The following is a 26,939-nucleotide window of genomic DNA, read 5'->3' as shown; positions in this document are numbered from 1 at the left end:
CCACGAATGACCCTCACCCGAACGGAACGTGCCAGCGAGGAGCAGGCACGTTCCGTTCGTGCGCCCCGGCCCGCTCCTCCGGCCTGGCTGGTGGTGCTGGCGGGACTGTGCGCGGCGACGGCTGCCATTCCCCTGGTCTACCTGGTGGCACGGACTACCGACGCCGGCTTCGCTGAACTGGCCGACACCCTCCTGCGGGCGCAGGTCTTGCAACTGGCCCTGAACTCAGTGCTGTTGGCGGCGGCGGTCACGCTGACCTGCCTGGTGGTGGGAACGGCGTCGGCCTGGATACTCACCCGGGTGCGCATTCCGGCGCCGCGCGCCATGCTCCTGATTTCAGCGCTGCCACTCGCCGTCCCGTCCTACCTCGCGGCGTACGGGTGGCTGGTCTGGGTCCCGACCCTGGACGGGTTCTTCGCGAGCTGGCTGATCATGGCCGCAGTCTGCACACCCTATGTCACCCTGCCGGTCGCCGCCGCGCTCCGCGGGACGTCGGGGGACCTCGAAGCGGTGGCCCGTACCCTGGGGTGTGGACCCTGGGGCGCCTTCCGAGCTGCCACGTGGCCGCGGGTCAGACCCGCCGCTGCCGCCGGTGCCCTGCTGGTCGCCCTGTACACCCTGTCCGACTTCGGGTTGGTCTCCATGCTGAGGTATCAGACCCTGACCTGGGGGATCAACTCGGCCTACGGCGCGAGCTTCGACCGCAACCAGGCAGCACTGCTCGCCCTGATGTTGGTGGTCCTGGCTCTCACGGTGGTCGCCGGGGAGAAGAGGTTCCGTGGCCAGGTTGCGGCGGGAACCGGGCGGGGCAGGATAGCGCTGGTCCGTCCCGGCCGGTGGCTGGCCGTCGCCCTGGCACTGGTGCTCAGCGCTGCGGTGGTGAGCGTCGTCGTTCCCGTCGCCGGGCTGATGAGCCGCCTCCTGGAAGCCCAGACGCTGCGCGAGATCGACGTCGTCCGCCTCGTTGAGGCCATCGGGGCCACCCTGAGCCTCGCGGTCGCCGGTGCGCTCGCCGCAGTGGTGCTGGCCCTGCCGATCGCTGTACTGGCAGCCCGCTACCGGGGACGGCTGGTCGCGGCGGTCGAGGCGGTGGGGTTCCTTGGGCACGCACTGCCCGGAATCGTGGTGGGACTGTCCCTGGTGTTCTTCGCGCTCGCAGCCGTCCCCGCCCTCTACCAGACGGTGGTGGTGCTCGTCTTTGGCTACGCCGTCCTGTTCATGCCGAAGGCAATCGGCACCATGCGCAGCGGGATCGCCGCAGTCCCCGGAAACCTGGTGGACGTGTCCCGGATGCTGGGGCTGTCGCCCTTGCAGTCGTGGTGGCGGGTGACCGCCCGGCTGGCGCTGCCCGGGATCGGCGTCAGTGCGCTGCTGGTGGCCATCTCGGTCATGAAAGAATTGCCTGCGACGCTGTTGCTGAGGCCCACGGGCACCGCAACTCTCGCCACCGAGCTCTGGTCCCGCACCACAGTGTTCGAATTCGGGGCGGCCGCACCCTACGCGGCCACCCTGGTGCTGCTCGCCGCCGTCCCCGCGGTGGTGCTGTCCGGGTTTCGGGGCGTCGCGAAGGAGGATCTGTGAGCTGGGTAGCGATCGAAGGGCTGAGCGTGACCTATGGGAGCGCCGCCGTGCTCGACGGCGTGAACCTGCAGATCCCGCGGGGTGCGCTGACCGCCGTGCTGGGTCCGAGCGGCTGCGGCAAGACCACCCTGCTGCGGGCGGTCGCCGGGCTGCTTCCGGCCGCCGGCGGCACTATCCGGGTTGGGGAGAAGTTGCTCTCCTCCGCGACCGTCCAGCTGGCTCCCGAGAAGCGCGGCGTCGGCTGGGTCCCGCAGGACGCATCCCTGTTCCCTCACCTGTCGGTGGGGGAAAACATCGGGTTCGGCCTCCGACGGAGCCCTGACCGGGCGGGCCGGATCACCGATCTCGCCGCACTGGTGGGCCTGGCTGACCTTATTGATCGCGCGCCCTCCCAGCTTTCGGGAGGCCAGGCGCAGCGGGTGGCCCTGGCCCGCTCGTTGGCTCCGCGCCCGGACCTGATTCTCCTCGATGAGCCCTTCGCCGCACTGGACCCCCAGTTGCGTTCGACGCTACGGCGCGAGGTCGCCGACCTGCTGCGCGGGCAAAGCAATACCAGTCTGCTCGTCACCCACGATCAGGAAGAGGCGCTGTCGCTCGCCGACTATGTAGCGGTGATGCGCGACGGCCGGATCCTGCAGTGGGGTACGCCGTGGGAGGTGTACGAACGCCCGGTCAGCCGCTGGGTGGCGGCATTTGTGGGAGACACCGTGGAACTTGATGGCCACTGGAGCGGTGGGCAGGTGCTGTGCGGCCTCGGGCGGGTGGACGCAGAGAGCGCAGACGGCACCGAGCCGGTGGAGGGGGCGCCGGTTACCCTGATGCTGCGGCCGGAATGGCTGCAGGTCGCCTCCGGCGGGTCCGATGCCACAGTCACTTCCGTTGCCTACGCGGGCCACGACGCCCTGGTCAGCTTGGAGCTTGTCTCAGGGGCGACGGTGCGGGCGCGGATCGCAGCCCCCGACCTGCCCCGGCGGGGTGAGAGCGTGTCGATCGGGATCAAACACCGCGCGCTCGCCTACCCACGCCCGTCCGCCGCCGGGCAGGTGGCGCCGGCAGTCACCCGGTAGCTGGCTTCAAGGATCATCCAGGCCTGCAACTGCGTGGACAGTTGGGCGCCGTCGGACCTGGCAGACTCCCCCGTCCCGGCCGGGAAGCTCAAGAGGTCAAGGCCACCGCCGGGACGACCTTCGAAAGGGTTGACACTTCGCCCGGACCAGAGATCATCCGCTGTCGCGGTCACCAGGGTCGCGGCGGTCCGCCGGGCGGAATCCGGGAGTAAGGGGCTCAGCGCTGCGAGGGCTAGATATCGGGTAAGGATGCCGGTGAACAGTCCGCCGTCCCCGGCTCCGTGGGTCAGTAGGACACTCGCCGTGGCCAAATGGCGGTCGATTGCGGCCACCAGGTCCGCAGCGTCGGCAAGGTTGGCAGTCCCTCCGAGTTCCAGCAGTGCCCCCAGCACCGGACCCTGGTTGTAGGTGTAAACATCCGGGACCACCGTCTCTTGCCCGGCGTTGACCCTGATCCCGTCCAGGTAGAGACCGGTCGCGCCATCCCGCAGGCGCTCGCCGAGCCAGTCCACGAGCTCCTGCGCACGCTCCGGCTGTCCACGGCGAGCGAAGAACAACGCGGCGGGACCGGTGGCCGGGGTGTTCTTGAAGTCGCGGGAGGAATTCCAGTAGAGTCCGCCGCCCAGGTCAGGGGTGTGAGCTGAGCACAGTGCCCTGTCGAGCGACGCCAGGGCTCGTCCGCCTCCGTCCCGGACCTGGGCCAGCCGGTCGACGGCGAGGGCAAGCCAGGCCATGTCGTCGTAGTAGGAGTTGGTCCACCGCAGCCCATTGCGCAGGCGGATTCCCCGCAGCAGCCGATGTGCCGTGAGAGCAGACCGGTCCGCAGCGCGGGACGATCCCTGCCCTGCCTCACGGAGCGTCTCGTCCACCAGGACGTCCAGGTAATGTGCCTGCCACCAGTAGTGCCAGGGGGAGCCAGCACCCTCCCGCGGGTGGTGCACGGCTCCAAGATGGGTAAAGGGAAGCCCGAACAGGCGGTGACCGAACCGGGACCTGACGGATTCCGCCGCAGCCCGTGCACGATGGTCAGCCGTGTGGACGGGGTCATCCTGGCGCGAAGTGAGCATAATTCCACCCTAGCCGGACGGCCCAGCGCCGGTATTGAGCACTCTGCCAACCCCCGTGGGCCTCGGATGCGGTATGGGCTGGGTCACAGTAATGTTTGGTGGGCACCAGGTTCACGCTGCGCACCGATTACCTGCAGATCGGCCAACCCCACCAAGAAGCTCAAGGAGACACCATGGACATCACCAACACTGTTGCCCTGATCACCGGGGGTGCCTCAGGGCTGGGACAGGCGACCGCCAGGAAACTCTATGACGAGGGCGCGACGGTGGTCCTCGTCGACCTGCCCCACTCGTCAGGCTCGGAGGTTGCCGCCGAACTCGGCGACCGGGCCGTTTTTGCCCCGGCAGACGTCACCGATCCGTCGCAGGTCCAGGCCGCCGTCGACACCGCCGTCGCGCTGGGCCCCCTCCGAACCGTCGTCAACTGTGCGGGGATCGCCACCCCCGGCAAGGTCCTCGGACGTGACGGTGTGCTCCCGCTGGAGGACTTTGCCAGGGTCATCAACATCAATTTGATCGGCACCTTCAATGTGATCCGGTTGTCTGCGGCGGCGATCGCTGTGACCGAGCCGATCAGCCCGCCCGACGGGTCGCAGGAGCGCGGGGTTATCGTGAACACTGCGTCGGTGGCGGCGTTCGACGGCCAGATCGGCCAGCCAGCCTACGCGGCGTCCAAGGGAGCGGTGGCGGCGATGACCCTGCCAATCGCCCGGGAGCTCGCCCGCTCCCTGATCAGGGTGGTTACCATCGCGCCGGGGATCTTCGAAACCCCGATGATGGCGGGTCTTCCCCAGGAGGCACAGGACTCCCTGGGAGCCCAGGTACCGCACCCGTCCCGGCTCGGCCGCCCCGATGAATACGCTGCCCTCGTCTCCCACATTGTGCAGAACCAGATGCTGAACGGCGAGACCATTCGCCTCGACGGCGCCATCCGCATGGCACCGAAATAGCTGCTCCCGCAGCCCACGAAAGGAACAGCTCAATGGAGAGCACCCTCCCCACCGCCGACTTCATGGGCTTCGAGTCCCTGCTCAGCCCGGCCGAGAGCGCCAAGCTCGCCGATGTCCGGGACTTCCTCGACAAGGAGGTGGCACCGGCCGCCGAAGACTGGTGGAACCGTGCCGAGTTCCCCATCGATGTGCTGCCCAAGCTCGCCGCCCTGAATCTCAGTACCCCGGTGCAGCAGGGGTATAGCTACCTGTTCGGTGGCATGGTGATCGCCGAAATGACCCGGGCTGACACGTCACTGGCGACCTTCTTCATGGTCCACCACGACCTGTTCGTCGAGGCCCTGCACGAGTTCGGATCCGAGGACCAGAAGGCGCGGTTGCTGCAGGACGCCATGGACCTGAAAATCACCGGCGCGTTTGCGCTCACCGAGCCCCTGCACGGCTCCGACGTCGCTGGCGGCCTGGCCACCACAGCGACCCGCGACGGCGATAGCTGGATTCTCAATGGGGCCAAGCGGTGGATCGGCAACGGAACCTTCTGCGACTACATGCTGCTGTGGGCACGGGACACCGCCGACGGGAGCATCAGGGGGTTCATCCTCGATGCCACCCTGGCCGGAGTGACCAGGACCCGTATTGAGAACAAGATCGCGCTGCGTACCGTCCAGAACGCTGACATCGTGCTGGACGGTGTGCGGGTCCCCGAAGCGGACCGGTTCGCGGGGATCAACACGTTCGCCGACACCCGGACGCTCCTCCGTGGGTCCCGGATCCTGGTGGGGTGGCAGGCGGTGGGCCAGCAGCTTGCCGCGTTCGACGTCGCCCGCCGGTACGCGGTGGAACGGCAGCAGTTCGGCCGCCCCATCGCCGGGTTCCAGCTGGTGCAGGACCAGCTGGTGCGGATGCTCGGCAACACGACGGCGAGCCTGGGAATGATGGCGCGGGTCGCTCAGCTGCAGGAGGATGGTGGCGGGGACATGCCGCAAGCGGCACTCGCCAAGGCGTACACCACGGCACGGATGCGTGAGACAGTGGCACTGGGCCGCGGGATCCTCGGAGGGAACGGCATCACCACCGACTTCCGGATGGCCAAGATCTTCGCCGACGCCGAAGCCATCTACACCTACGAAGGCTCCTACGAGATCAACACCCTAATTGTCGGGCGTGCCATCACCGGGCTCTCTGCCATCAACTAGAGCCCACCACACCGGTACTTCCCCGGGTGCGGGTATCGTAGGGCTACCTGCGAGGGTGGAGCCCGGCCCAGTCTCGTCCACCCTCTTGAGACGAGGCCCCCATCAAGCGTTTCCGTATCGGCCACTATCTCAAGACGAGCCTCTGGACCATCCCGCTGCTCTTCATTCTCGGCGGGGTCGCGACATCCCTCGTCACTACCTCGATCGATGACGGAACACTGATTCCCGAGAGCGTCACTGGCGATGCCAACGCAGCCATGCAAATCCTCTATCTGATCGCCTTCGCCATGCTCACCCTGACCGGGTTGGTGCTCTCGCTCGTGGTGGTGGTGGTCCAGCTCGCGATGGGCGTCTTCTCGCCGCGCATCGTCCGGCAGATCCTCCAGGACCGGCCGAGCCAATGCGCCATCGGCCTGTTCGCTGGCACGTTCTCGCACGCGCTGCTGTCCATGCGCTCCGTCGCTGTCTCGCCGGAGGGCGGTACCGTCCCCGGCCTGGCGGTGCTCGTCGCCATGATCCTCGTCCTCAGCTGCATCGGTACCCTGGTCTGGTACCTGAACCACATCGGTCAGTCCCTGCGCGTCGCGGCCCTCGTGGGGTGGGTGGCGAAGGACACCATGAAGACCCTGGACCACGTCTACCCTGACCCGGGCCCAATTCCCGATCTGGGACCGGACCTGATTGTGGCGCCCAAGGCTGGCGTGATGTTCGCCGTCGACCACCAAAAACTTGTCACCCTCGCCGGTCACGCCGGCTGCCGGCTAGAGCTGCTGTGGGCTGTGGGAGACTACATTCCCACGGGTTCCGCACTCTTCAGGATTGTCGGCGAGCACGGCGGACTGCCGCGGCCCGACGTCGTCAGGGCTGTGGCGATCGGGCCGGAACGCACGATGAACCAGGACGTTGCCTACGGACTTCGCATGCTGGTGGACATTGCCATCCGTTCACTGTCCTCAGGGCCGTTCGAAGACCCCACCACGGCGGTCCAGGCCATCGACCGGATCCACGACATCCTGCGGCAGATTAGTCGCCGCCCCCTGCATTCGGGTCATTACGACGACGACGGCGGTACCCTCCGGCTGACGGTCCCCACCATGCTCTGGGACGGGTACGTGCGTCTCGGGTTCGACGAAATCCGGATCGCAGGGTCGGGCTCCCCCCAGGTGGCCAGACGGCTGCGGCTGGCCCTGGACGACCTAATGGCGGTGGCCCCCGCCGACCGTCAGCAGCCGTTGACGTATCAGCGGGAGCTGCTGGATGGCAGCGCCCGCGCTGCAGCCGCGTCGAAGGCTGACGGAAAAGCGGCACTGGTCCCCGACGCGTCCGGAATCGGGTCTGCGGAAGACCTTGTGACCGCTCCACACGAAGATCGACGCTGAAGCAGACCGGACCGGGCCCGACGGCGCCGTCGATGGCAGACTGTGGTCATGCCCTCGTTTCGCGCCCAACTCGACATCCTTGGTCTCCTCCCAGGGCACGCACCGGAAGCGGTGATGGAGTCCGCGGAGACAGCCCTTGGCGCCGCCCACCTGGTGGAAGCCAAGCAACTCGATGTGGTCGCGGGGGTGCCCCGGATCACCCTGCGTTTCCTGGTGGAGGAAACCGACTACGAGACCGGTGCCGGTCAGGCCGTGCAAGCGGCCGTGAACATGCGGCACGCCGTCGAGAGGGTTGCTACTGTCGGGCCGTTGCGGGTTCTTCGTCGTCGAAGAAATCGATGGGAGCGACTGTAGCCATCTGGCGGGCCCGCAACGCGCGGCGGTAGGCGTGGTCCACCCGGTGACGACGCGATCCGGCGGAGATGATCAGTAAAAACGCGCCCAGCCCGGCAGCGAACGCCACTGGGATCGACTGGGGGTCACCGATCAGCCGCCCGGGAACGATCAGGATCAGCCCCCAGAGGACGGCCAGCGCTACAGCGATCCGGCCCCGGTCGGTCATGCACACAGCCATCGCGGCGAGGGTCAGCAGGACCACCCCGATGAGCGCCCAGCGCTGTGCGCCCAGCTCCAACCAGTCAACGCCCTGGGTGGTCAGCACCGCAGCAGTGTGCACGGTGGCGGTGACGCCGGTCCAGCCGAGAAAGAGGCCCAGCGGTACGTCCACGAGGAGGCCCTCCGACCGGGTCTGCGCCGGGTAGTGGTTGAGCCAGCGTAGGGAGGCCAGCAGGGCGGCCAGAAGCAGGAAGATCAGGACCAGGCTCATCGTGGGCATGCCCCGCTGGACGGCGACGGCCCACCCGAGGGTCAACAGGGCGGCGACAACCACTGTCCAGCCGAGGCCCCGGTGCCGGGGGCTCCGGTGGTGGGCGGGTAGCCACTGGTGGATGGTGTATCCGATCAGTCCCACACCAATCAGCAGCCAGGCATAGGCGGCCGGGGTGGCCGGCGAGACCAGGGTGGCGGCTGGGTCAAAGGTCCCCAGGGCAGCCTCCCGGAGGTCCGGTCCGCCGAAGGCGCCCGCGACCTGGGCCGTGCCCAGGGCGGCACCGACAACCGCCAGGGTGACCACGATCCGCCGCACCAGATCCGCGTCCCAGGAGCCGATACGTCTGATCATTGACGACCCACCCCCTGCTGCGCGGGAAGCCGTCACGCGCACCGCCGTCGTCGTGCGGGTGGGTTTCGCTCCGGCCGGTTTCGGTGCGGGATGTGGTGGCGCTGCACGTGGTGTCTCGGGCGGTGTCCTAGCGGGGGAAATCGAAGCTGGGGAGGCACTGGCCGCCGTGGCGGGTGGTGGCGTAGGGCGGGAGCTGCCGGGTCTGGCGTCGTCGGAAGGCGCCGCTGGGCTGGCCTCTTTCGGTCGCGCGGCACGGAGCCGCTCCAGCACGGGGGAGGGCGCCTCAGCTGGTGCATCGGATCCGCTGGGCGCGGGTGTCCCGGCAGGCAACCTAGTCGGTTTGTCTGGCAGCCGGGGGGTGGGCGGCGTCGGGGTGCTCATCAGTTGTCTTACCCTTCCGGCGTTGCTTGAGCGCGAGGAATGCAGCAATTACAAGTCCCACCAGAGTACCTACCCCCATTCCGAGGAGGGCACTCACCCACAACGGGAAGCCCGTGGTGGCATCGGTGACATACCCCAACATCACCAACCAGCAGGACCATAGAATACCGCCGACGGCGGCGCACGCGAGAAAGGGCCGCAACGGAAGGTTGGCGATCCCGGCCGCCGCGACTCCGGCGGTCCGGCCCGCGGGAAGGAATCTGAGGGCGATGAGACCAGCGTAGGTGGGGGACTTGCCCGCCTTTTCCACTGCGGTGCGGATGCTGCGGTGGACGGCACGGCCCCATTTGAATTTGTCCAGCCACGAGGTCAACCGATTGCGGAACAGCAGATACAGGATGATGTCGCCCAGCCAGCTTCCCAGCGTGGCCGTCAGCAGGGCGATGGGCAGGAGCAGTGTCCCCTCGGACGCCATGGTGCCCGAGGCGATCACCAGGAACTCGGAGGGCACAGCAGGGATGAACACGTCGACGACAACGACTATGAAAGTCAGGGGATGGAACAGCGGCGACCATGCTCCGAGATCGGTGAGATCCACTTTTCCAATCTACAGGTGACCGGTGGGGTGCGGTCTAGGGGCCGGAATGGCTCCTAGCCGAAGTCCTGGAGGCTCAACCGGCTGTCGAAGCGCCGGTGGACGCCGCTCAGCGGGTCGGTGAAGGCGATGCTTTTGGCCAGGAGCTGCAGCGGCTTGTCGTAGTCGTCGGGGGCCTGGGGGAGCAGCACCGGGTAAAAGGGGTCGTTCAGGATCCCCAGTCCAAGCCCGGCCATGTGCAGGCGCAGTTGGTGGGTCTTCCCGGTGTGCGGAGTGAGGCGGTAACGGCCCCGGCCGTTGCGTTCCTCCACCAGGTGCACCAGGGTTTCGGTGTTCGGCTCCCCGTCCACCTCCTGGGCGAGGAGGTAGGTACGGCTTTTGACGATGCGGCTGCGGACCACCCGCGGCTGTGCCATCAGGTCCAGACTCGGGTCCACCGGGGCGGCAGCCTCATACTCCTTGGAGATGAGCCGGTTCTCGAAGAGCAACTGGTAGTTTCCGCGGGTCGCCGGGTTGGTTGAGAAGAGCAGAATCCCAGCCGTCAGCCGGTCCAGCCGGTGCATGGGGATCAGGTCGGGCAGGTCCAGCTGGACGCGGAGCCGGACCAGCGCCGATTCCGCGACATACCGGCCGCCCGGTGTGGTGGGTAGGAAATGCGGTTTGTCGACCACCAGCAAGTTCTCGTCCTGGTGCAGGATGCCCACCTCGACGGGGAGCCGCTCCTCAACCGGGAGCTCCCGGTAATACCAGACGAACGTGTGCTCGGTAAGGGGAGTGGTCCGGGTCAGCCGCTCTCCGTTCAGGGCGACGACCTCCCCCCGGTCGAACCGGGTGGCGATGCCTTCCGGGTCCACGTGGTCCCAGCGGTCCAGGATGTAGTCGAGCGCGGTCCCCCAGGGGCCCTCGGAGGGCAGGCGCAACCGGGTGGCGTTGACGCCGTTGCGGACGGGAAGGGGGGATTGCATCACCTATCTAGGGTACGCGTGCGCTGTCCCCAGACTGCCAGCCGTTAGTTGCACCCCACAATTCGGTACAGTGACGCCTTGCCTTCCTGGTCCACCAGCTCAAATCCGGCCGCCAGGGAGAGGTCGTTCAGGCCAGCGAAGGGAACCGCCCGCCCGCCGTGGACGGAGGCGGTCCCGAAGTCCAGCACATAGGCCGTGTTGGTGCTGCGCACCGCTTCGCAGACCGAAGGGTTCAGCCGCATGGTGTCCAGATAGTCGAAGACGACGCGGGCCTCCTCGGTGGCGGGATTGGTTCCGTAGGGGAGCAGTGACTGCCGGCCGGCGAAGGCGTAGGACAATGAGGCGCCGGTCAACGGGTTGCCCGCGATCACCGCGTCTGCTGGCACGTGCTCCGGGAGCCGCTCCAGCAGGGTCAGCTCGTCGATGGTCAGCAGCCGGGAATCCTCGGTGTACCGGTAGTGGAAGGCCGCCTCATTGACTCCCCGCTGCACCGCGAACAGCGGCGCGACGGCCAGGCCGATCACCACCAGGACTGCTGACGCCGCTGGCAGGAACCAGGCGGGTTCGGGGGTGCCCCGCCGGGCACGCAGGCTCTGCAGACCCAGGATCAGGGTCTGCGCCAGGGCGACGCCGCCGATACTGGCCACCAGGATTCCGGCTGGTGCGAGCATCGCACTGATCCGGAAGTAATCGTTGTACCAGGCACCCGCGACAATCCACCGCAGCGTGGGGACTTCCTGCCAGCTGCCGAGCACAAACAGGGCGCCAGCCACGAGGTACATCGCGATCACCCACCGGTGGCTGCGCAGGTAGAGGACGACGGCGGCACCGACCGCGGTGAGCACCGTGACCAGGAGCGCGACCGGGCGGCCCAACGGGCCGTGGAACAGCACCTCCGAGACGGCTCCTCCGGCATCGCCCATCTGTGCCCAGTTGTCGGCGCTGCTCCGGGCGGGGCGTACTGTCATCCACAGCACGGCGGCGAGCACCAGGAACGCCGCGGCGCCGGACACCGCAACCAGCCGACGTCGGCCGCCGCTGGTGCGAATCCTGGCGAACGTCACCGCCAGAACGGCGGGGGCCGCCAGGGCGAGGAGCCCGAGCAGGGACGAGGGGTGGGCCAGCAGCAGTCCCGGCAGGAGACCGAGGAGTAACAGGGCACTCCCGGAACGGGTCAGTGACACCTCGGTACCGGCCCGCACCAGCTGGATCACCAGCCCAAGCGCTGCGGGAAGGATAGCAATGGACAGCATGAACGGGTAGACCACGCCGAACTCGAGGAGCAGATAGGGGAAGGAGCTGTACGCGGTGGACAGCACGCCAGCGACCAGGAGAGGCAGCCAGCGTTCGCCGGTGAGACGGCTGACCAGGAACAGGCAACCGACGCTCCAGATCCCGGTGATGAGCACCAGGTTCGTGACATTGATGGCGGCGGTCAGGGGGATGCCCACTGTGGCGATCACCAGGGAGACCACGGCGTGCCACCCTGCCGGATAGAACGTGCCCTCCCGGGTCCCCAGGTACCCCAGGGTCAGCGACGACGAATTGCCCGTCTCGGTAATGTAGCGCAGGGCATTGAGGTGAAAAATGTTGTCGTGGGACTGGGCGATGTTTTCGGGTACACCGAACATCCAGAACATCACCGCTGCCACCGGCACTGCAGCAACCGCCCACGCGGTGAACACCAGACGCCAGCGGGCCGGCGGCTCGGCAGGCACCGGGGCGCCGTGAATCAGGTGCCCGAACTGGCGGCGCAGGATCCAGAGGGCTCCGGCGACCACCGCGGTAACCGCCAGCACCGGCGGTAGCGACCACCGCACCCCAGCGAAAGCTGCGACCTCGGCGGACAGCACCACCGCTGTGACGCTGAAAGGACCGGCGAGGGCCAGCAGGGTCAACCGTCGCAACCCCAGCGCGGCACCCCAGGCCAGGCCGGGCCCGAACACCACCGTGAGTGCCACCACGAACGCCGGGAGGGTCGCTGCCCAGCTCATAGGCCCCCTCGGGTGATGGTAGGTGAAATCATTCGGCGGCCAAGGTGCTGGCGGGCTGACAGTACGGGCAGTAATACAGGTCGCGCAGTTCCAGTTCGTTGTCCCCGAGCTGTTCCAGTGTGACCCGGGTGCCGCAGCGCAGGCAACCGCGGTGCTCCCTGCCGTACACCCACAGGGTGTCACCCCTCAGATTCCCGGTGGTCGCCCGGGTGGACCGCGCCTTGTTGGCTTCCAGCAGTTTCTTCGCCAACGTCACCATCCGGGGGAGGTTCCTGACTTCCGCCACCGGGGTCAGCGGGTGCACCCCGGCGAGGAAACACAGCTCACACCGGTACACGTTTCCGATCCCCGCCAGGTTCCGCTGGTCCAGCAGGGCCAGCCCAATCGGGCGGTCCGGTTGGGAGCTGAGCCGTCGCAGTGCCTCCTCGGGATCCCAGTCCGGTCCCAGCAGATCCGGGCCCAGGTAGCCGACCGCTTCTTCCTCCCCGGAGCGGGGCAGGACCTTCAGGAAACCCAGTTCAAAACCGACGGCGGCGGCGTCGGGGGTCTCCAGGATGCAGCGCGCCTTGAACGCCGGACGCCGCCACTTGGCCCCCTTGGCGTAGATGTGCCACAGGCCCTCCATCTTCAGGTGCGAGTGGATGGTCCACCCGTCATCGCCGCCCACCCGGATCAGCAGGTGCTTGCCCCTGGCCACCACGTTCTGCACCGTTTCGCCGGTGAAATCCACAGTCGCGAACTTCGGAACCCGGATATCGCATCGTGTCAGGGTGCGGCCGGCGAGGGCCGCGTTCAGCTCCCGGGCCGCCCGCCAGACGGTATCCCCCTCAGGCACGAATCCTCAGTCCCCGCGGGGTGGAGTAGAACCCCGCAGCGGTCAGCGCGCGGCCCACCTCCGAGTCCAGTACCGGTTCCCCGTTCACCTTCTCGATCGCCATCTTTTCGGCCGCGCCCCGGCGGATAATGGCAACCAGGGCGCCGGCCGCGGCGTGCAGCGCCGCCGAATCATCGGTGAACGCCAGCACAGTCTTCCCGCCCCGCTCCACATACAGGGCCAGGTGCCCGTCCTGAAGAATCACCAGCGCGCCAGCCTTCCGGCCGGGACGGTGCCCGCCGTCGGAGGAAGGCCACGCCAGGGCGGCCCCGTAGGGATTGGCTGGATCCGTTGCGGCGAGGGCGATCGAGGACCGCACGACGCCGGGGTCCTCACCGGGGCGTCGTTCCTGTTGTGCGTCGGCGCCGAACGAGCGCAGCCGGTCCACCGTCGCGGGGACCGCGAACTGGGCGGCGCCGAGGTGTTCGATGAAGTACCCGCGCCGGCACCGGCCCATCTCCTCGAGCCGGGCCAGGACCTTGTACTGCAGGCCGAAGCCACCGGGGGTGCCCTCGCTGCCCACCGAGCCCCGGGTGACTACTCCATACCGGTCCAGCAGCAGTTCAGCAGTGGCATGCGCGTGGACGGTGGTCTCCGCCTCCACGGGCGGCAGCATGGTCCACCGTCCCGCGGCCATCGGCGGGGTGCTGCGCTGGTAACCGCGGGCGCCGTCGTCGGCCCCTGACATCCGCATTGAGGAACCGGTCAACGACGCCCCGGGGGCACGGCCCAGCCGGCCCAGCCGGGAGGAGCGGGCGCGGGGTGGGGCGGCACGCTGTTTGTGCGCGGTCTTGCCGCCAGCTAGCAGGCTGCGCACCGGCGTGAAGGTGTCATTGCTGATCCGCCCGGCCCACACCAGTTCCCACAGGGCGCTGACCACCTCGGTATCGTTCAGCGGCGCCGCGGAGTCCAGGGACTCAACGAGTTGCCGGAAGAAGTAGGCACCGCCCCGGTCCAGCAGCTCGAGCAGGTTCAGTTGCAGGGCTGACGGGTCGAACACGGGATCGGGTCGGAGGGTGAGCGGCGCGTTCTCCGCCAGGTGCAGCGCGATCCATCCGTCGTTGCCGGGCAGGGATCCGTCTCCGGACCAGACCACCTCGCCGGTCGCCGTCAACTCGTCGAGCATCGCCGGCGTGTAGTTCGCCACCCGGGAACCGAGAATCAGCGGTTCCCAGGCGGATGCCGGGATGGGTACCCCCGAGAGCTGGTCGACGACGGTGGCCACACCGTCGAGTCCGCGCAGGGTGGACCCGACATGTTGCCAGGCGGGAAGGAACCTGCCATAGGCGGCCGGATCCACAGGTTCCACCTCCTGCCGGAGGGCGGCCAGGGACCGGCGACGGAGCCTGCGGAGCACTTCGACGTCGCACCACTCGCTGGGCGACGCGGTATGGGTGGTCTCCGAGGTTGTTTCCGGGAGGGAGGCAACCGGGCGGAACTCGCCCTCCACCACCCGGCCGTCGGCGGCGAGCCGCTGCAGGGCGGTCAGCACCACGGCAACGCCAAGGCCCAGACGCTGGGCCGTTTCGACGACGGTGAACGGCCCATGGGTGCGAGCGTAGCGCCCCACCAAATCCCCGAGGGGATCCGCGACCGGTTCAATGAATGCAAGGGGGATCCCCATCGGCAGCGGGACCCCGAGCGCGTCGCGCAGCCTGGCGGCATCCTCGACCGCTGACCAGCGTTCCTCGCCGGCGACGAACACCTGCAGTGCCCGGTTGGCTTGCACCAGTTGGGTGAGTAACGGGCCCACCAGGTCGGTGGCCGGGGTGTCGCCGGAGTCTTCGGGTGTTTCGAAGCGCTCCGCCACCTCGCGGGTGGTCAGGGGCCCCAGAAGCCTCAGCAGGTCCGCTACCCCCTCAGGCCCGCGCACCAGCCGGTCCGGGGCGAGGCGCTGCAGTTCGCTCTCCGTGGAGGCGATGACCCCCGGATCGAGAAGTTCACGCAGTTCGGCCCGCCCCAGCAGTTCGTTGAGCAGGGTGGGGTCCAGGGAGAGGGCGGCCGCCCGCCGTTCGGCCAGCGGCGAGTCCCCCTCATAGAGGAACGAGGCCACGTAGCCGAACAGCATGGAGCGGGCGAACGGCGACGGCTGGGAGGTGGTGGTCTCCACGATCCGCAGTTCCCGGCGTTCGATGCTCGCGGCGATGTCCTTCAGGGCGGGCAGGTCGTACACGTCCTGCAGGCATTCGCGGACCGTTTCGAGCACGATCGGGAACGTCGGATACTTCCGGGCGACGTCGAGCAACTGCGCTGAACGCTGCCGCTGCTGCCAGAGCGGGGACCGTTTTCCCGGGTTCTGGCGGGGGAGCAGGAGAGCGCGGGCCGCGCATTCGCGGAACCGTGAAGCGAACAGGGCCGAGCCACCCACCTCGGTGGTGACAATTCCGTCGAGTTCCTCCGCGTCGAACAGGAACAGTTCCGCCCCCGGCGGCTCGTCCTCCATCAGTGGTACCCGCAGCACGATCCCGTCGTCGGACGCCATCGCCGAGCCGTCCATGCCGTACCGCTGCTCGAGGCGGGCTCCGACGGCGAGGGCCCAGGGAGCGTGAACCGGCATGCCGAACGGGCTGTGCAGGATGACCCGCCAGTCGCCGAGCTCGTCGTGGAACCGTTCGACCACCAGCGTCCGGTCGTTGGGCACTATTTCGGTAGCTGCTCGCTGCTCGGAGAGGTAGGTCAGGAGGTTGCCCGAGGCCCAGTCGTCCAGGCCGATCGCTTTGCACCGCGCCTGCGCGTCCTCGGGCGAAGCGAGGGACGTTTCGCGGACGAAGGCGCCAACCGCGCGGCCCAGTTCCACGGGACGGCCAAGGGAGTCTCCTTTCCAGAACGGCAGTCTGCCCGGCTGACCGAAGGCGGGGGAGACGAGCACCCGGTCGTGGGTGATGTCCTCGATCCGCCAGCTGGTGGCGCCGAGGGCAAACACGTCGCCCACCCGTGACTCGTAGACCATCTCCTCGTCGAGTTCGCCGACCCGCCGTCCGCCCTGTTTGCCGCCCGTCCCAGGTTCGGCGGAGCCCACCAGGAAGACCCCGAACAGTCCGCGGTCGGGGATGGTGCCGCCGGAGGTGACAGCCAGACGCTGGGCACCGGGCCGACCAGTAATGGTGCCCTCCACCCGGTCCCAGATGATCCGGGGGCGCAGCTCAGCGAACTCGTCCGAGGGGTACCGGCCGGCCAGCAGGTCCAGGGTCGCGTCGAACGCCGATCGGGGCAGCGTGGCAAACGGTGCGGAGCGTCGGACGACGTCGAACCATTCCTCCACGTCGATGGTGCCCAGGGCTGCCGCTGCCACCGTCTGCTGCGCCAGGATGTCCAGCGGATTCGCGGGAATATACAGGGGCTCGATCTTCCCTGCGAGCATCCGTTCCACCGTGACCGCAGTGTTGACCAGGTCCCCGCGGTGTTTGGGGAAGAGCACGCCCTGGGATACCTCACCCACCTGGTGGCCAGCGCGGCCCACCCGTTGCAGGCCGCTGGCCACCGAGTAGGGCGATTCGACCTGGACCACCAGGTCAACGGCACCCATGTCGATGCCCAGTTCCAGCGAGGACGTCGCCACGACACAGCGCAACCGGCCGGATTTGAGGTCATCCTCGATCAGCGCCCGCTGGTCCTTGGACACCGAGCCGTGGTGGGCCCGAGCGAGGAGCGGCTCGGCGCCGTCGGTCTGGCCAGCCTGGCCCATCAGCTGGGCGGGGGGCGCCTGCCCTGCCCGCTGCCCAGCGGGCTGTCCGGAGTCGGGGTCCGCTCCGTCTGGTCCTGCCGCCCGCAGCGCGGCAGCCTCCAGTCGTTCGGCATGGATTTCGTTCAGGCGGGCGGTCAGCCGTTCGGCCAACCGACGGGAGTTGGCGAACACGATCGTCGAGCGGTTCGCCTGAATCAGGTCGACGATCTTCTCCTCGACGTGGGGCCAGATGCTCCCCTGGGGGACTGCTTCGGCGCCGTAGGCGTCACCGTCGGTGTCATCGCCACCGTTCTGGGTGGGCGGTCCGCCCAGCTCGGTCATGTCCTCCACCGGCACCGTGACAGTCAGGTCCCACTGCTTCTTCGACGGCGGGGCGACAATTTCCACCGGCGCATTGCCGCCGAGGAAGCGGGCGACCGTTTCCTGGGGTTCCACGGTGGCCGACAGCCCGATCCGCTGCACCGGTTTTTCCAGGAGTGCATCCAGCCGGGCCAGCGACACCGCAAGGTGTGCGCCGCGCTTGGATCCTGCCACCGCATGGACCTCATCGACGATGACCGTGTCGACGTCGGTGAGGGTTTCCCTGGCCTTGGACGTCAGCATCAGGAATAACGATTCCGGCGTGGTGATGAGAATGTCCGGCGGGCGGGTCAGCAGAGCGCGCCGGTCGGCCTGCGAGGTATCACCTGAGCGCACCCCCACCGTGATGGAGGGGGCTGGCAGTCCCAGTCGTTTTGCCGTCTGGGTAATCCCGATCATGGGTGCGCGCAGGTTGCGTTCGACGTCGACGCCGAGGGCTTTCAACGGCGATATGTACAGGACCCGGGTGCCGCGCTTTTTCGCCGGCACCTCCTTGCCCGCTGCCTTTCCCTGGGTTGTTGTCCCCTTGGCGGGGAGACCCGTGTCGTCGGCGCCGGCGGCAATGAACTTGTCCAGGGCCCAGAGGAACGCTGCGAGGGTCTTGCCGGAACCGGTGGGTGCGATCACCAGGGCGTTGGAGCCCGCCGAGATGGCGTTCCAGGCCCCCTCCTGTGCGGAGGTGGGCGCGGCGAAGGCGCCGGCGAACCACTGATGAGTCGCGGGGGTGAACCTATCCAGCACCGAAGTCACCGGTTTATCATCTCGCAGCCTGCTGACATTTTGTGACTCAGCGGGCGTAGGCTCCCGCGCCGCGGGCGAATGAGGGGTAGCTTTCAAGGAAGAACGCCCCGCTGCAGGAGGAAAGGCGCACGCATGAGTGGCCAGGTAGGCAACAACTGGGTCCCATTGGCCGGAGTGTCGGTGCTCTTTGTCGGTGGTGCCGTAGCGAGCTTGCTCGCGGATGAGAATACCGGTGCGGTGGCCGCCTACTTCGTGGTGGCCACGCTGGTGCTGATCCTGGTGGCCGGCCCGTGGCTGGTGCGCAACCCGCCAGCGATCAACGCAAACTCGGGCACCTACCTGGTGCTGGCCGTCGCGTTGGAGCTCGGAGCCCTGCTCGGCGGGTCAATCGGGGTACTGCGTGGCTTGGGTGGGTGGATTGTGCTGGGCCTGGGCCTGGTGGCGTACGGCCTGCTGGAACGCGGTCGGGTCATGGTCACCGCAGGGGTCTTCGCGTTTCTTGCCGGGGTGGGGGCCGTCGTGGCGCACCAAACCTGGCTGACCCTCACGCTCCAGTTGCTCACCGCCGCTGTCTTCGCGCTCGCAGCTGGCCGGCTGCGGCACGTGTTGCTCACCCAGCGGCACGGTACAGAGTCCGTTCCGGCTGCCGCCGCGAGGTAGCCTACCGGTTCGTCCGCCCCGGCCGGGTGGTTCCCGGGATGGGATGGGATGGGAAGGATCCCTACATGGCGACCATGGGGCCGACGGTCATCAGGACAATGTCCTCGGCAGTGCACCCTACTGATTCCTGGAGCGCGATCAGCGAATCGGTGGCGCCCGGCGGATAGATGCGCACTCCGGTGGTATCGGTGAGGTTGCAGGCGTCCCCATAGTTCTGGGCGTTCGTCTGCAGGAGGGTGGCAATCGCCGACTGCCCCGGTTCCAGGACTACCGTGGGAACCTCGACGCCGGGTTCCCGGTCAGCGGGAGCGCCAACCTGAGCCTCGGCTGCATCCACATACGACACCCCCGGGTAGCCGGTCATGGTGCATTCCGCGTCCGAGGCATTCGAGAGGATGAGGGTGCGCTCCACCGTTCCGGCGCCGCCCGCACCCATCGGGGTCTCCACCACCGCTGAGAGATCTGCTGCCGTGCACATTCCAGCCTCGGCGGGCTCGGAGGCTGTCGGCTCCCCGGAAGGTTCGCCGGTGGGGGTTGTCGAGGTGTCGGGCGCTGGAGAGGCCGCCTCGCTTTGTTCCTCGGTGGGTTCTTCAGTGGCCGGGGCCGACGCGCTGACCTCAGCCGCGGGTGTAGTGGTGTCCTGGTCGGTGGGATCTGAGGTTCCACAGCCCGCGAGTAAAACGATGGTGCTCAGGGCCGCGAGGAGGGCAGCGGCTTTGGACGAAGTCCGAGTGTGGATACGCATGGACTCACCATCGCCGTTGATCGACCCTGCGTCAATCGGCCGCAGTGCTTCGCAGCCGATTGACGCAGGGATCGTTACAGACCGCTACTTGGTGTTGCGGGTCCGGACCAGGGCCAGTGCGCCTGCGACCAGGCCAAGCAACCCGGCGGCAAGAGCCACCCAGATGACCGGCTGAGTGGAGGTGGACTCGGTAGCTGAAGCCTGTTCGGCGTCAGCTGCCTCCGCCTCGTCGGTTGCTTCCGCGCTGTGATGGCCGCCCGCTTCGGTCTCGGCAGTGGTGACGAAGGACGGAGCGGGGCTTTCGGGCTCCTCGGCACCTTCCTCGGCGACCTCATCCCAGCTCGACACGCTGCCGTCAGAGTAGGTCTGGATGGCAGGCAACGTCACGATGGTTCCCTCTTCAGGGAGGCGCCCCACCGACAGGGAGAAAATCTGGTACTCGTCGGCCGTGAGCTGGTCTTCCTCACTGTCAGCCGTCCAGATGACCGACAGCACGCCCTCCGTAACGGTGGCGCCGTCGATCTCGACGGGCTCCGGAAGCTCGCCGCGGACTACTTCGGCGGTCCAGCCCTCGACCGGCTTCGCCCGGACCGAGGTGAAGGGCGAATCCGTTGGCAACTGGACCTCGATCTTCTCGGTCAGCGCGGTGTCAGATTCACTGGGCACTGAGAAGTTCAGCTGTGTGTAACCGCCGGCGGTGGTGCTGGCGGGACTGACGTTCACGTGTGCTGATGCTGTGCCGAGGCCCAGTGCCATCAGGCCGGCGGTGGTGACGGCGAGCGCGGAGGTGGTGACAGTGCGACGTGTTGAAGTTTTCATGGGAATACCTTTCTGGGTGCTGGCCGGGCGCATGGCGCTCTCAGGCAGCGAAAAATGGGTGGGGTGTGTGAACCCCGGCCGTCCGGTGGATCAGGCGGGGGAAAGAGCGGGGGCGTGCGTCGACGGTGGACCACGCAGCGGTGGAACATCACGGAAGGCGCGGGCGGACCGGCGGATGGGTGCTGGGGGAAACAGCGGGATCCGTGGTGCTGGGACAGGGCCGACGACGTCGGGAAGCCTCAGCAGTGGAACAAGCCAGGACGCCGCCAGCCGTGCGGCGGTCTCACCCCGTTGCAGCATGAACCCGGTGACGATGACGGCGAGGGCATGAAGCGCAAGCATCCACACGTCGGCGTGGGCCGAGGCGGCGTGGGTGTGCGCACCACTGGGGAGGCAGCTGACGGACTGGACGGCGTAGTGCCGGGCCGGGGCGGCGACACAGGCTGAAGCAGTGGAGGTGAGACTGAACCCGGTGTGCAGGAGCCACTGACCCACTCCAAGCACCAGAAGGAGGGCGGGTAGCGTTAGAGCCTTCCTGGCAATGACAGTCACTGCTAAGAGCGTTGCCGAACCCAGCACGGCAACGATCAACGGGGCGGGGAGATGCCCCCCACCGATCACGTGCGCCCCGGCAGCAAGGGAGAGGATAACCGCTGACGTCGCCAGGGAACGGGCCAGGCGAGCAAAAGGCGATGCGCTGCTCATGGTCCTCCCTGGATCAAGTAGTTGTCCGCACTCGTACTGCAGCTGTTGGGCTACCCGCCCCACCTAAGAGTATTCGACGCGGTGGGGTGCTCGGCTTGGTGGAACGGCGTTACTCGTGATGATAGGGTCGACCACCGGCGATTTCCTGCGCACGGTAGAGCTGCTCGGCGAGGATCAACCGCACCAGCTGGTGGGGAAACACCAGCGGGGAGAGGGACCACACCAGATTGGCCCGGGTGTGCACTGACGGGTCCACACCGTAGGCACCACCAATAATCAGAATCACCGTACGGGCGTTGTCGATGGGTTGCTGCAGGGTGCGGGCCAGGCCGGGAGAGTCAAGGGCTTTGCCTCGTTCGTCGAGCAGAATCACGAAGTCGTCGCCCGTCAGCTTTGCCAGCAGCCGCTCGGACTCTTCGCGACGGGCTGCATCGTTTTCCCGGGAGGAGTGGGGAATTAGTTGCCAGCCCAGGTCGAACGGCTTCTTCAGGCGCTTCTCGTACCGCGCGATGCCGTCGCTGACCCACGCCTCATGCTTCTTGCCAACCGCCAGAATCCTTAGTGCCACAGCCAAACCCTACAAGGAGGGGCCCGCCCGTGGAGAATGAGGTGATGGCCCACCGACAGCGCGGAACGGCTCGCACACCGAACGACAAGACCTGCGTATCCTGTGGGCGACGGATTCAATGGCGGGCGAAATGGGCCTCCACCTGGGCCGAGGTGCGTTACTGCTCCGCCGACTGTCGACGCCGCGGAGTGACCCGGGTGGATCGGGAGCTGGAAGCCCGGATCCTCACCCTGCTGACGGCCGGATCAAGTATCGGCTCGGCCGACGCTGCGCACGCCGTGGGTGGTGCCGACTGGCGGGACCTCATCGAGCCCGCACGGCGGGCAGCCCGGCGGCTGGTCGCGACTGGTCAGGTCCAGATCGTGCAGAACGGGTCAGTGGTCGATCCGTCCACTGCGAAAGGACTCTTCCGTATCCGGAGGACACTGTAATCGCCCGAGACATCGAAAGTTGTCGATGTCATAGCGTATCGTTGCTTTCACATAGACCACCCTTATCAAGGGCATAAAGCTAAGGGCGACCATGATGAACCATCCCGAGAAGAATGCAGACCGAGTGCTTCCTGCTGTGCTGTTTGTGTGCGTCAAGAACGGCGGTAAGTCCCAGATGGCTGCCGGTCTGATGAAGCATGAGGCGGGTGCCCAGGTCGTCGTCTCATCGGCGGGCACCAACCCGGGTGCGGCAATCAATGGCCTTTCGGCGGAGGTCCTGCTGGATCTGGGCATCGATATCACTGGCGAGCAACCCACGATGCTCACCGAGGACAACATGCGAGCCGCGGGACTTGTCGTGGTGTTGGGGACCGAGGCCCGGGTGCCATCCGTGGACGGGGTTGCAGTGGAGGTGTGGGACACCGATGAGCCCTCACTGCGGGGAATCGAAGGTCGCCAACGGATGGAGTTGGTCCGTGACGATATCCATGCCAGGGTCCGCGAGTTGAAAGGTCGCCTGCTCCCGGCAGGCTAGCCTCAGGCGCAAGGGGTAAGTCTCGGATTCCCGGCCTTCCCGACACCCGAACACGGGTGTACGCTCAGCGCAGGTCTCAGAATGAATGGCGTTTCACCGCTGTTCTGCCAGATGGAGACTGTGAGATGGGAACTGCCAAACTTATTACCGGAATTGTGGCCAGCGCAGCACTGGTAGTGGGGTCGGCGGTGATTCCCCAACTGGTCCCAATGGCCCCGGCCGCTGATTCGTCAGTGCACTTCACCGCCAGCGGCGATTTTTCCGCCAGCCCCGCGGCAGCCTCCGTCTTCAGTCAGATCGGCGCCCTGCAACCGGACCTGCATCTGGCACTCGGAGACCTCTCCTACGGTGCCACCGGAGCCGAACAGGCGTGGTGCGACTTCGTCACGTCGCGGGTGGGTCCCGGCTTCGCCTTCGAGCTGCTCTCCGGCAACCACGAAAGCAACGGACAGAACGGCAACGTCAACGACTTCGCCGCCTGCCTGCCCAACCAGCTGCCCGGGCTGATCGGGAGCTACGGCCGCCAGTACTACGTGGATGTGCCCCGGGAGAACCCGTTGGTACGCTACGTGATGATCTCGCCGGGGATCCCGTTCACCGACGGCGGCGTCTGGTCTTACGCGGCAGGGACGACACGCTATAACTGGACCGCTGCGGCCATCGACGGCGCACGGGCCAGCGACATCCCCTGGGTGGTGGTGGGGATGCACGCGCCCTGCCTGTCCCAGGGACAGTACGGTTGCGTTGCCGGTGCCGATATCACCAACCTGATGCTGCAGAAGCGGGTTGATCTGGTGCTGAATGGGCACGAACACCTCTACCAGCGCACACACCAGCTCGCCCACAGCCCCGGCTGTCCCGCGCTGGTGCCCGGCACCGCGTCGTCGTCGTGCATTGCCGGTACGGGGAACGCCATGAGCAAGGGCGGGGGCACAGTCTTCGCCACCATCGGCACGGGAGGTGTCACCCTGAGGGACGTGTTCCCCGCCGATCCCGAAGCCCCCTATTTCGCGACGGCGTCGGGTCTGAATGCCAACCCGACATTCGGTTCACTGGATGTGACGGTCACGCCGGACCTGCTCAGCGCGGGATTCACCGGCGCATCGGGCGGGACCTTCACTGACGCATTCACCCTCAGTGTGGGGGCGCCGCCGTCGAACCTTCCGCCAACCGCTGCCTTCACCAGCTCCTGTACTCTCCTGAACTGCACCCTCAATGCTGGCGCGTCCACCGATTCGGATGGAACGGTTACCGGCTATGCGTGGAACTTCGGTGACGGCACCACTGGATCCGGCGCGCAAACCAGCCACGCCTACGCAGCCGCTGGTGCATACACGATCACCCTCACGGTGACCGACGACGACGGCGCCACCAACAGCACCACCCGGACCGTCACGGTCGCACCCGCCCCACCACAGGGGTCGTTCGCCGCAGACACCTTCGGCAGGACTGTGGCATCAGGCTGGGGAACGGCCGATCAGGGCGGGCCGTGGACGGTAACCGGTGGAGCGGCGTCGTACTCGGTGGGGTCCGGGACCGGCACCATCAGGCACACCACGGCAGGGTCCGGACGAACCGCTTACCTCAATCCACCGCCATCCTCGGCCACGGACCTGACCTTTGCAGTGGGCGTGGACAAGCGGCCGGCCACCAGCTCGCTCTACGTGTCAGCGATTGGCCGCCGGGTGGCGGGGGTGGGGGAGTACCGCGCCAAGGTCAGGCTGGACGCCAACGGCCAGACGGCGCTTTCGCTGCACCGCACCAACGCCAGCGGCACCGAGGCGTCGCTGCAGGGTTCGCTCACCCTGCCGGGGCTCACCTACGCTCCCGGCGACCGGCTACTGGTACGGACCGAGGTGACGGGACTCAGCCCGACGACGATCCGGGCGAAAGTCTGGAAAGCCGGAACTGCCGAGCCGGCCGCCTGGCAGCGTTCGGCAACCGATTCGACGGCGGGGCTGCAAACCGGGGGAACCATTGGGCTCTTCACCTATCTGTCGAGTTCAGTCACCAATTCGCCGGTTGCGGTCCTGATCGACGACGTTGCGGCCACATGATCGCGGGCCGGAGGTTCACAGCCCGAGAGCCCGCATCATGTCGTCCACTGCGTCTGTAGTTGAACGACTCGCGTCGATGATGGTGAACGCCTGAAAGTCAGGGAGCTCCCTGTAGGCCCTGTCGAACATCGTCAGGTGCTCGAGTGACTCGGTGTCCGAGGCGCGGCTCTTGATCCGGTTGTAGGCAACCTCGGCACCGACATCGAAGTAGATGATTGCCTCGGGTGCGGGCAGGACTCTGAGCAGCAGGGGCAAGAACCAGCCCCGGCGAAGTCCCCGCACCCGCCTTAGCGCGAGCTGGCAGTACAGGTGACGGTCCATGATCACCACGCGGGAGCGGTTTCCCGCCCGAAGGTGGGAGATGGCGACGTTGAGACAGCGAATCACAGTTTCCACGGCATCCAGCAGTACTGCCGGGGGATGAATGTGATGACGTTCGCACCAGGCGCCGATGCTTCTGCGCCCCGATGGGTTGGTGGTGAACGTTGCCGGGTATCCCTTTTCGGACAGTCGGAGAGTGAGCAGTTCTCCGGCTGAGGTCTTCCCTGCACCGTCGATGCCGGTGAGGACAATAATCCTGGCCGATCGCCGAGATGAGGTTGCCATGAGCTCCGTTTGTCACTGTGTCTGTCGAGACAATAGTACGAGGAAGAAGCCAGGGCTGACACGCTGATTGGGACGGGTTATCTTGGTGCCATGGCCACGAACCCAGTTCGTCACGCGCTCTCCCGCATGGGAGGTCGAGATCCCCATGAAAAGGTCCGTTCCGCGACCCCGCTCGAACTGTTCTTTGACCTGACCTTCGTGATCGCGTTCGGCGTGGCCGGCAACCAGTTCGCACACGCCATTGCGGAAGCCCACCTCGGTGCCGGCCTCCTTGGTTTTACGATCGCGATGTTTGCGGTGATCTGGGCCTGGGTGAACTTCACCTGGTTCGCCAGTGCCTATGACACCGACGACTGGGTGTTCCGGCTGGTCACTATGGTCCAGATGGTGGGAGTTCTCATCCTTGCGATGGGCATCGAGCCCCTGTTTCATTCGCTGATTGAGGGCCACCACGTGGAGAACGTGACCATCGTCAGCGGCTATATCATCATGCGTGTCGCCCTGATCTCGCAGTGGCTTCGGGCCGCGCGTCAGGACCCGGCGCGGAGGGAAACGTGTCTACGCTATGCCAGGTATCTGGCCCTGGTGCAACTGGGCTGGGTCGCTGTGCTGTTGGTCGAAACCGACATACCGACCACGATCCTGATGATTGCCCCGCTGGTGGTCCTGGAAATTGCAACCCCCACCTATGCCGAGCGCAAGGGGAAGACCCCCTGGCATGCCCATCACGTCGCGGAACGCTACGGGCTGTTGGCAATCATTGCCCTCGGCGAGTGCCTGATCGGCGCCATCGAGACGCTGCGGGCCATCGTGGCAGCACACGGGTGGTCTATGGACGCTGCCCTGGTGGGTCTGAGTGGTACCGGCCTGGCGTTCGCTATGTGGTGGATCTACTTCATCCTCCCCTCCGGCGCGGCCCTGCACTTCCAGCGGCACCGGTCCTGGGCCTTCGGGTACGGGCATATGTTCGTTTTCGCGGCCATCGCGGCCACGGGGGCAGGCCTTCACGTGGCCGCCTACTTCATCGATCACGAGACCCATATCTCAGCTGCTGCCGCTGTGGCCTCGATCGCGCTGCCGATCATTCTGTTCAAGATCTTTGTCACCACCATTTACAGCTTCATGCTCGGCACCGATCGCCTGCTCCTGTTGAATACGGGGCTGGTTGTGCTCGGTCTGGCCGCGAGTGTGCCCTTGGCCGCCGCGGGGGTGTCGGTTCCGCTGTGCATGCTCGAAATGGCGCTGGTGCTCGGTCTGGCAATTGGCTTTGACGAGCGCCGTGGTCAGCAGTCCCGAGAGGATGCGCTGAGGCGGCTGGAGTCCGCGGCAAGAGACTGAGCTCTCGTGACGGCGCTGGCGAAGGAATATCGCGTCGCGCACAACAGGCACAACAAAGCCCCTGCCTCCCTGATGATCAGGGAAACAGGGGCTTTGCCAACTGGCGGTGACGGTGGGATTTGAACCCACGTTGGCTTTCACCAAACAACATTTCGAGTGTTGCACCTTCGGCCGCTCGGACACGTCACCAACGCGTCCACACTACCGGCTGGCGGCCTCCAGTCCCAAAACGCCCACCGACAGCCATGCTCTTCTGGCCGACGGTTACGATGAGCGCATGGTGAACCGGGGCGCAAAAAGGACTGATCGCGAGTGGGCGGAGCTGGTGGGACCGGCTGGCGCCAATCTGGCGGTGGTGTCGGAAAGCCGGCAAGCCAACCTGCGCCGCGCCGTCACAAGAGCCATCTAGGGCCGCAGGGGCGCGGTGCTCGCTGACGAGGCGCGCCGCCTCGCCATGGAG

The 26,939-nt window shown here is 67.0% G+C and carries 24 protein-coding genes and 1 tRNA gene; 12 read left to right on the top strand and 13 right to left on the bottom strand.

The genetic code is table 11. From position 1 onward, the window contains the following. The first annotated feature begins 6 nt into the window (after window positions 1-6). Together HMI58_RS00175 and HMI58_RS00170 are read left to right on the top strand one after the other, a co-directional pair. Complete coding sequence (locus HMI58_RS00175) at window positions 7-1,581, top strand: iron ABC transporter permease (protein ID WP_171617753.1); 1,575 nt, start codon at window positions 7-9, stop codon at window positions 1,579-1,581. Further along, on the top strand, window positions 1,578-2,648 hold the full coding sequence (locus HMI58_RS00170) for an ABC transporter ATP-binding protein (RefSeq protein WP_171617752.1): 1,071 nt from the start codon (window positions 1,578-1,580) through the stop codon (window positions 2,646-2,648). The genes HMI58_RS00175 and HMI58_RS00170 overlap by 4 nt, the downstream gene beginning before the upstream one ends. Here HMI58_RS00170 and HMI58_RS00165 read toward each other — a convergent pair. Continuing rightward, complete coding sequence (locus tag HMI58_RS00165; protein WP_171617751.1) at window positions 2,597-3,715, bottom strand: glycoside hydrolase family 76 protein; 1,119 nt, start codon at window positions 3,713-3,715, stop codon at window positions 2,597-2,599. The two genes, HMI58_RS00170 and HMI58_RS00165, sit on opposite strands and share 52 nt — an antisense overlap. A gap of 173 nt (window positions 3,716-3,888) precedes the next feature. Between HMI58_RS00165 and HMI58_RS00160 the strand changes: the two genes are divergently transcribed. The 4 genes from HMI58_RS00160 (at window position 3,889) to HMI58_RS00145 (ending at window position 7,594) form a co-directional block, all read left to right on the top strand. Next, entirely contained in the window at window positions 3,889-4,665 is a 777-nt protein-coding gene (locus HMI58_RS00160; protein WP_171617750.1) for a 3-hydroxyacyl-CoA dehydrogenase, read from the top strand. 32 nt (window positions 4,666-4,697) lie between these two features. Then, entirely contained in the window at window positions 4,698-5,861 is a 1,164-nt protein-coding gene (locus HMI58_RS00155; protein WP_171617749.1) for an acyl-CoA dehydrogenase family protein, read from the top strand. Window positions 5,862-5,962: 101 nt separating this feature from the next. Beyond that, window positions 5,963-7,240, top strand: a complete 1,278-nt coding sequence (locus HMI58_RS00150) for a DUF2254 domain-containing protein (protein WP_171617983.1) — start codon at window positions 5,963-5,965, stop codon at window positions 7,238-7,240. A 48-nt stretch (window positions 7,241-7,288) separates the two neighbouring features. Beyond that, window positions 7,289-7,594 carry a hypothetical protein gene (locus HMI58_RS00145; RefSeq protein ID WP_171617748.1) on the top strand — a complete coding sequence of 102 codons (306 nt, stop codon included), beginning with the start codon at window positions 7,289-7,291 and terminating at the stop codon, window positions 7,592-7,594. Here the strand turns inward: HMI58_RS00145 and HMI58_RS00140 are convergent. The 6 genes from HMI58_RS00140 to HMI58_RS00115 all read right to left on the bottom strand — a co-directional run bounded on the left by HMI58_RS00140 (window position 7,536) and on the right by HMI58_RS00115 (window position 18,024). Beyond that, entirely contained in the window at window positions 7,536-8,420 is an 885-nt protein-coding gene (locus HMI58_RS00140; RefSeq protein WP_171617747.1) for a hypothetical protein, read from the bottom strand. The two genes, HMI58_RS00145 and HMI58_RS00140, sit on opposite strands and share 59 nt — an antisense overlap. 331 nt (window positions 8,421-8,751) lie before the next feature. After that, window positions 8,752-9,399 carry a VTT domain-containing protein gene (locus tag HMI58_RS00135; protein ID WP_318779092.1) on the bottom strand — a complete coding sequence of 216 codons (648 nt, stop codon included), beginning with the start codon at window positions 9,397-9,399 and terminating at the stop codon, window positions 8,752-8,754. 53 nt (window positions 9,400-9,452) lie between these two features. Beyond that, entirely contained in the window at window positions 9,453-10,361 is a 909-nt protein-coding gene (locus HMI58_RS00130; RefSeq protein ID WP_171617982.1) for an RluA family pseudouridine synthase, read from the bottom strand. Between the two features lie 44 nt (window positions 10,362-10,405). After that, window positions 10,406-12,355 carry a DUF6541 family protein gene (locus HMI58_RS00125; RefSeq protein ID WP_171617746.1) on the bottom strand — a complete coding sequence of 650 codons (1,950 nt, stop codon included), beginning with the start codon at window positions 12,353-12,355 and terminating at the stop codon, window positions 10,406-10,408. Between the two features lie 28 nt (window positions 12,356-12,383). Further along, window positions 12,384-13,190 (bottom strand): Fpg/Nei family DNA glycosylase, encoded by an 807-nt coding sequence (locus HMI58_RS00120; protein ID WP_171617745.1) that lies wholly within the window; start codon window positions 13,188-13,190, stop codon window positions 12,384-12,386. Further along, the gene (locus tag HMI58_RS00115; RefSeq protein ID WP_171617744.1) at window positions 13,183-18,024 is read right to left on the bottom strand and encodes an ATP-dependent helicase; all 4,842 of its coding nucleotides are present in this window, start codon (window positions 18,022-18,024) and stop codon (window positions 13,183-13,185) included. Before HMI58_RS00115 ends, HMI58_RS00120 begins: the two co-directional genes overlap by 8 nt. Window positions 18,025-18,147: 123 nt before the next feature. Here HMI58_RS00115 and HMI58_RS00110 point away from each other — a divergent pair, with 123 nt between their 5' ends. Further along, window positions 18,148-18,675, top strand: a complete 528-nt coding sequence (locus HMI58_RS00110; protein ID WP_171617743.1) for a hypothetical protein — start codon at window positions 18,148-18,150, stop codon at window positions 18,673-18,675. A 61-nt stretch (window positions 18,676-18,736) separates the two neighbouring features. Here the strand turns inward: HMI58_RS00110 and HMI58_RS00105 are convergent, their stop codons facing one another. The 4 genes from HMI58_RS00105 to rlmH all read right to left on the bottom strand — a co-directional run bounded on the left by HMI58_RS00105 (window position 18,737) and on the right by rlmH (window position 21,512). After that, entirely contained in the window at window positions 18,737-19,420 is a 684-nt protein-coding gene (locus HMI58_RS00105) for a DUF4232 domain-containing protein (protein WP_171617742.1), read from the bottom strand. Between the two features lie 84 nt (window positions 19,421-19,504). After that, window positions 19,505-20,239, bottom strand: a complete 735-nt coding sequence (locus HMI58_RS00100; protein WP_171617741.1) for a YcnI family protein — start codon at window positions 20,237-20,239, stop codon at window positions 19,505-19,507. 90 nt (window positions 20,240-20,329) lie between these two features. Beyond that, entirely contained in the window at window positions 20,330-20,944 is a 615-nt protein-coding gene (locus HMI58_RS00095) for a hypothetical protein (protein WP_171617740.1), read from the bottom strand. Window positions 20,945-21,053: 109 nt separating this feature from the next. Continuing rightward, a complete protein-coding gene (rlmH, locus tag HMI58_RS00090) occupies window positions 21,054-21,512 on the bottom strand; it encodes a 23S rRNA (pseudouridine(1915)-N(3))-methyltransferase RlmH (protein WP_171586178.1) in 459 nt (152 codons plus the stop codon). 44 nt (window positions 21,513-21,556) lie between these two features. On the opposite strand from rlmH, the gene HMI58_RS00085 reads away from it, so the two are divergent. The 3 genes from HMI58_RS00085 (at window position 21,557) to HMI58_RS00075 (ending at window position 24,535) form a co-directional block, all read left to right on the top strand. After that, the gene (locus HMI58_RS00085; RefSeq protein ID WP_171617739.1) at window positions 21,557-21,943 is read left to right on the top strand and encodes a DUF3253 domain-containing protein; all 387 of its coding nucleotides are present in this window, start codon (window positions 21,557-21,559) and stop codon (window positions 21,941-21,943) included. Window positions 21,944-22,034: 91 nt separating this feature from the next. Continuing rightward, window positions 22,035-22,478, top strand: a complete 444-nt coding sequence (locus HMI58_RS00080; protein ID WP_225667803.1) for a low molecular weight phosphatase family protein — start codon at window positions 22,035-22,037, stop codon at window positions 22,476-22,478. Window positions 22,479-22,603: 125 nt separating this feature from the next. Further along, entirely contained in the window at window positions 22,604-24,535 is a 1,932-nt protein-coding gene (locus HMI58_RS00075; protein WP_171617738.1) for a PKD domain-containing protein, read from the top strand. Window positions 24,536-24,550: 15 nt separating this feature from the next. Here HMI58_RS00075 and HMI58_RS00070 read toward each other — a convergent pair whose 3' ends face one another. Next, window positions 24,551-25,141, bottom strand: a complete 591-nt coding sequence (locus HMI58_RS00070) for an AAA family ATPase (protein WP_171617737.1) — start codon at window positions 25,139-25,141, stop codon at window positions 24,551-24,553. A 90-nt stretch (window positions 25,142-25,231) separates the two neighbouring features. Between HMI58_RS00070 and HMI58_RS00065 the strand changes: the two genes are divergently transcribed. Continuing rightward, window positions 25,232-26,479 (top strand): low temperature requirement protein A, encoded by a 1,248-nt coding sequence (locus HMI58_RS00065; protein WP_171617736.1) that lies wholly within the window; start codon window positions 25,232-25,234, stop codon window positions 26,477-26,479. 101 nt (window positions 26,480-26,580) lie between these two features. Here HMI58_RS00065 and HMI58_RS00060 read toward each other — a convergent pair. Continuing rightward, window positions 26,581-26,668: transfer RNA gene (locus HMI58_RS00060), tRNA-Ser, on the bottom strand. Window positions 26,669-26,756: 88 nt separating this feature from the next. On the opposite strand from HMI58_RS00060, the gene HMI58_RS14785 reads away from it, so the two are divergent. Further along, complete coding sequence (locus HMI58_RS14785; protein WP_263971907.1) at window positions 26,757-26,888, top strand: hypothetical protein; 132 nt, start codon at window positions 26,757-26,759, stop codon at window positions 26,886-26,888. Window positions 26,889-26,939: the final 51 nt, after the last annotated feature.

The organism is Arthrobacter sp. 147(2020) (genome assembly GCF_013116715.1).
Classification (GTDB): domain Bacteria; phylum Actinomycetota; class Actinomycetes; order Actinomycetales; family Micrococcaceae; genus Arthrobacter_D.
The sequence above is the reverse complement of the archived record's forward strand: the minus strand, read 5'-3'. Positions and strand labels throughout refer to the sequence as shown.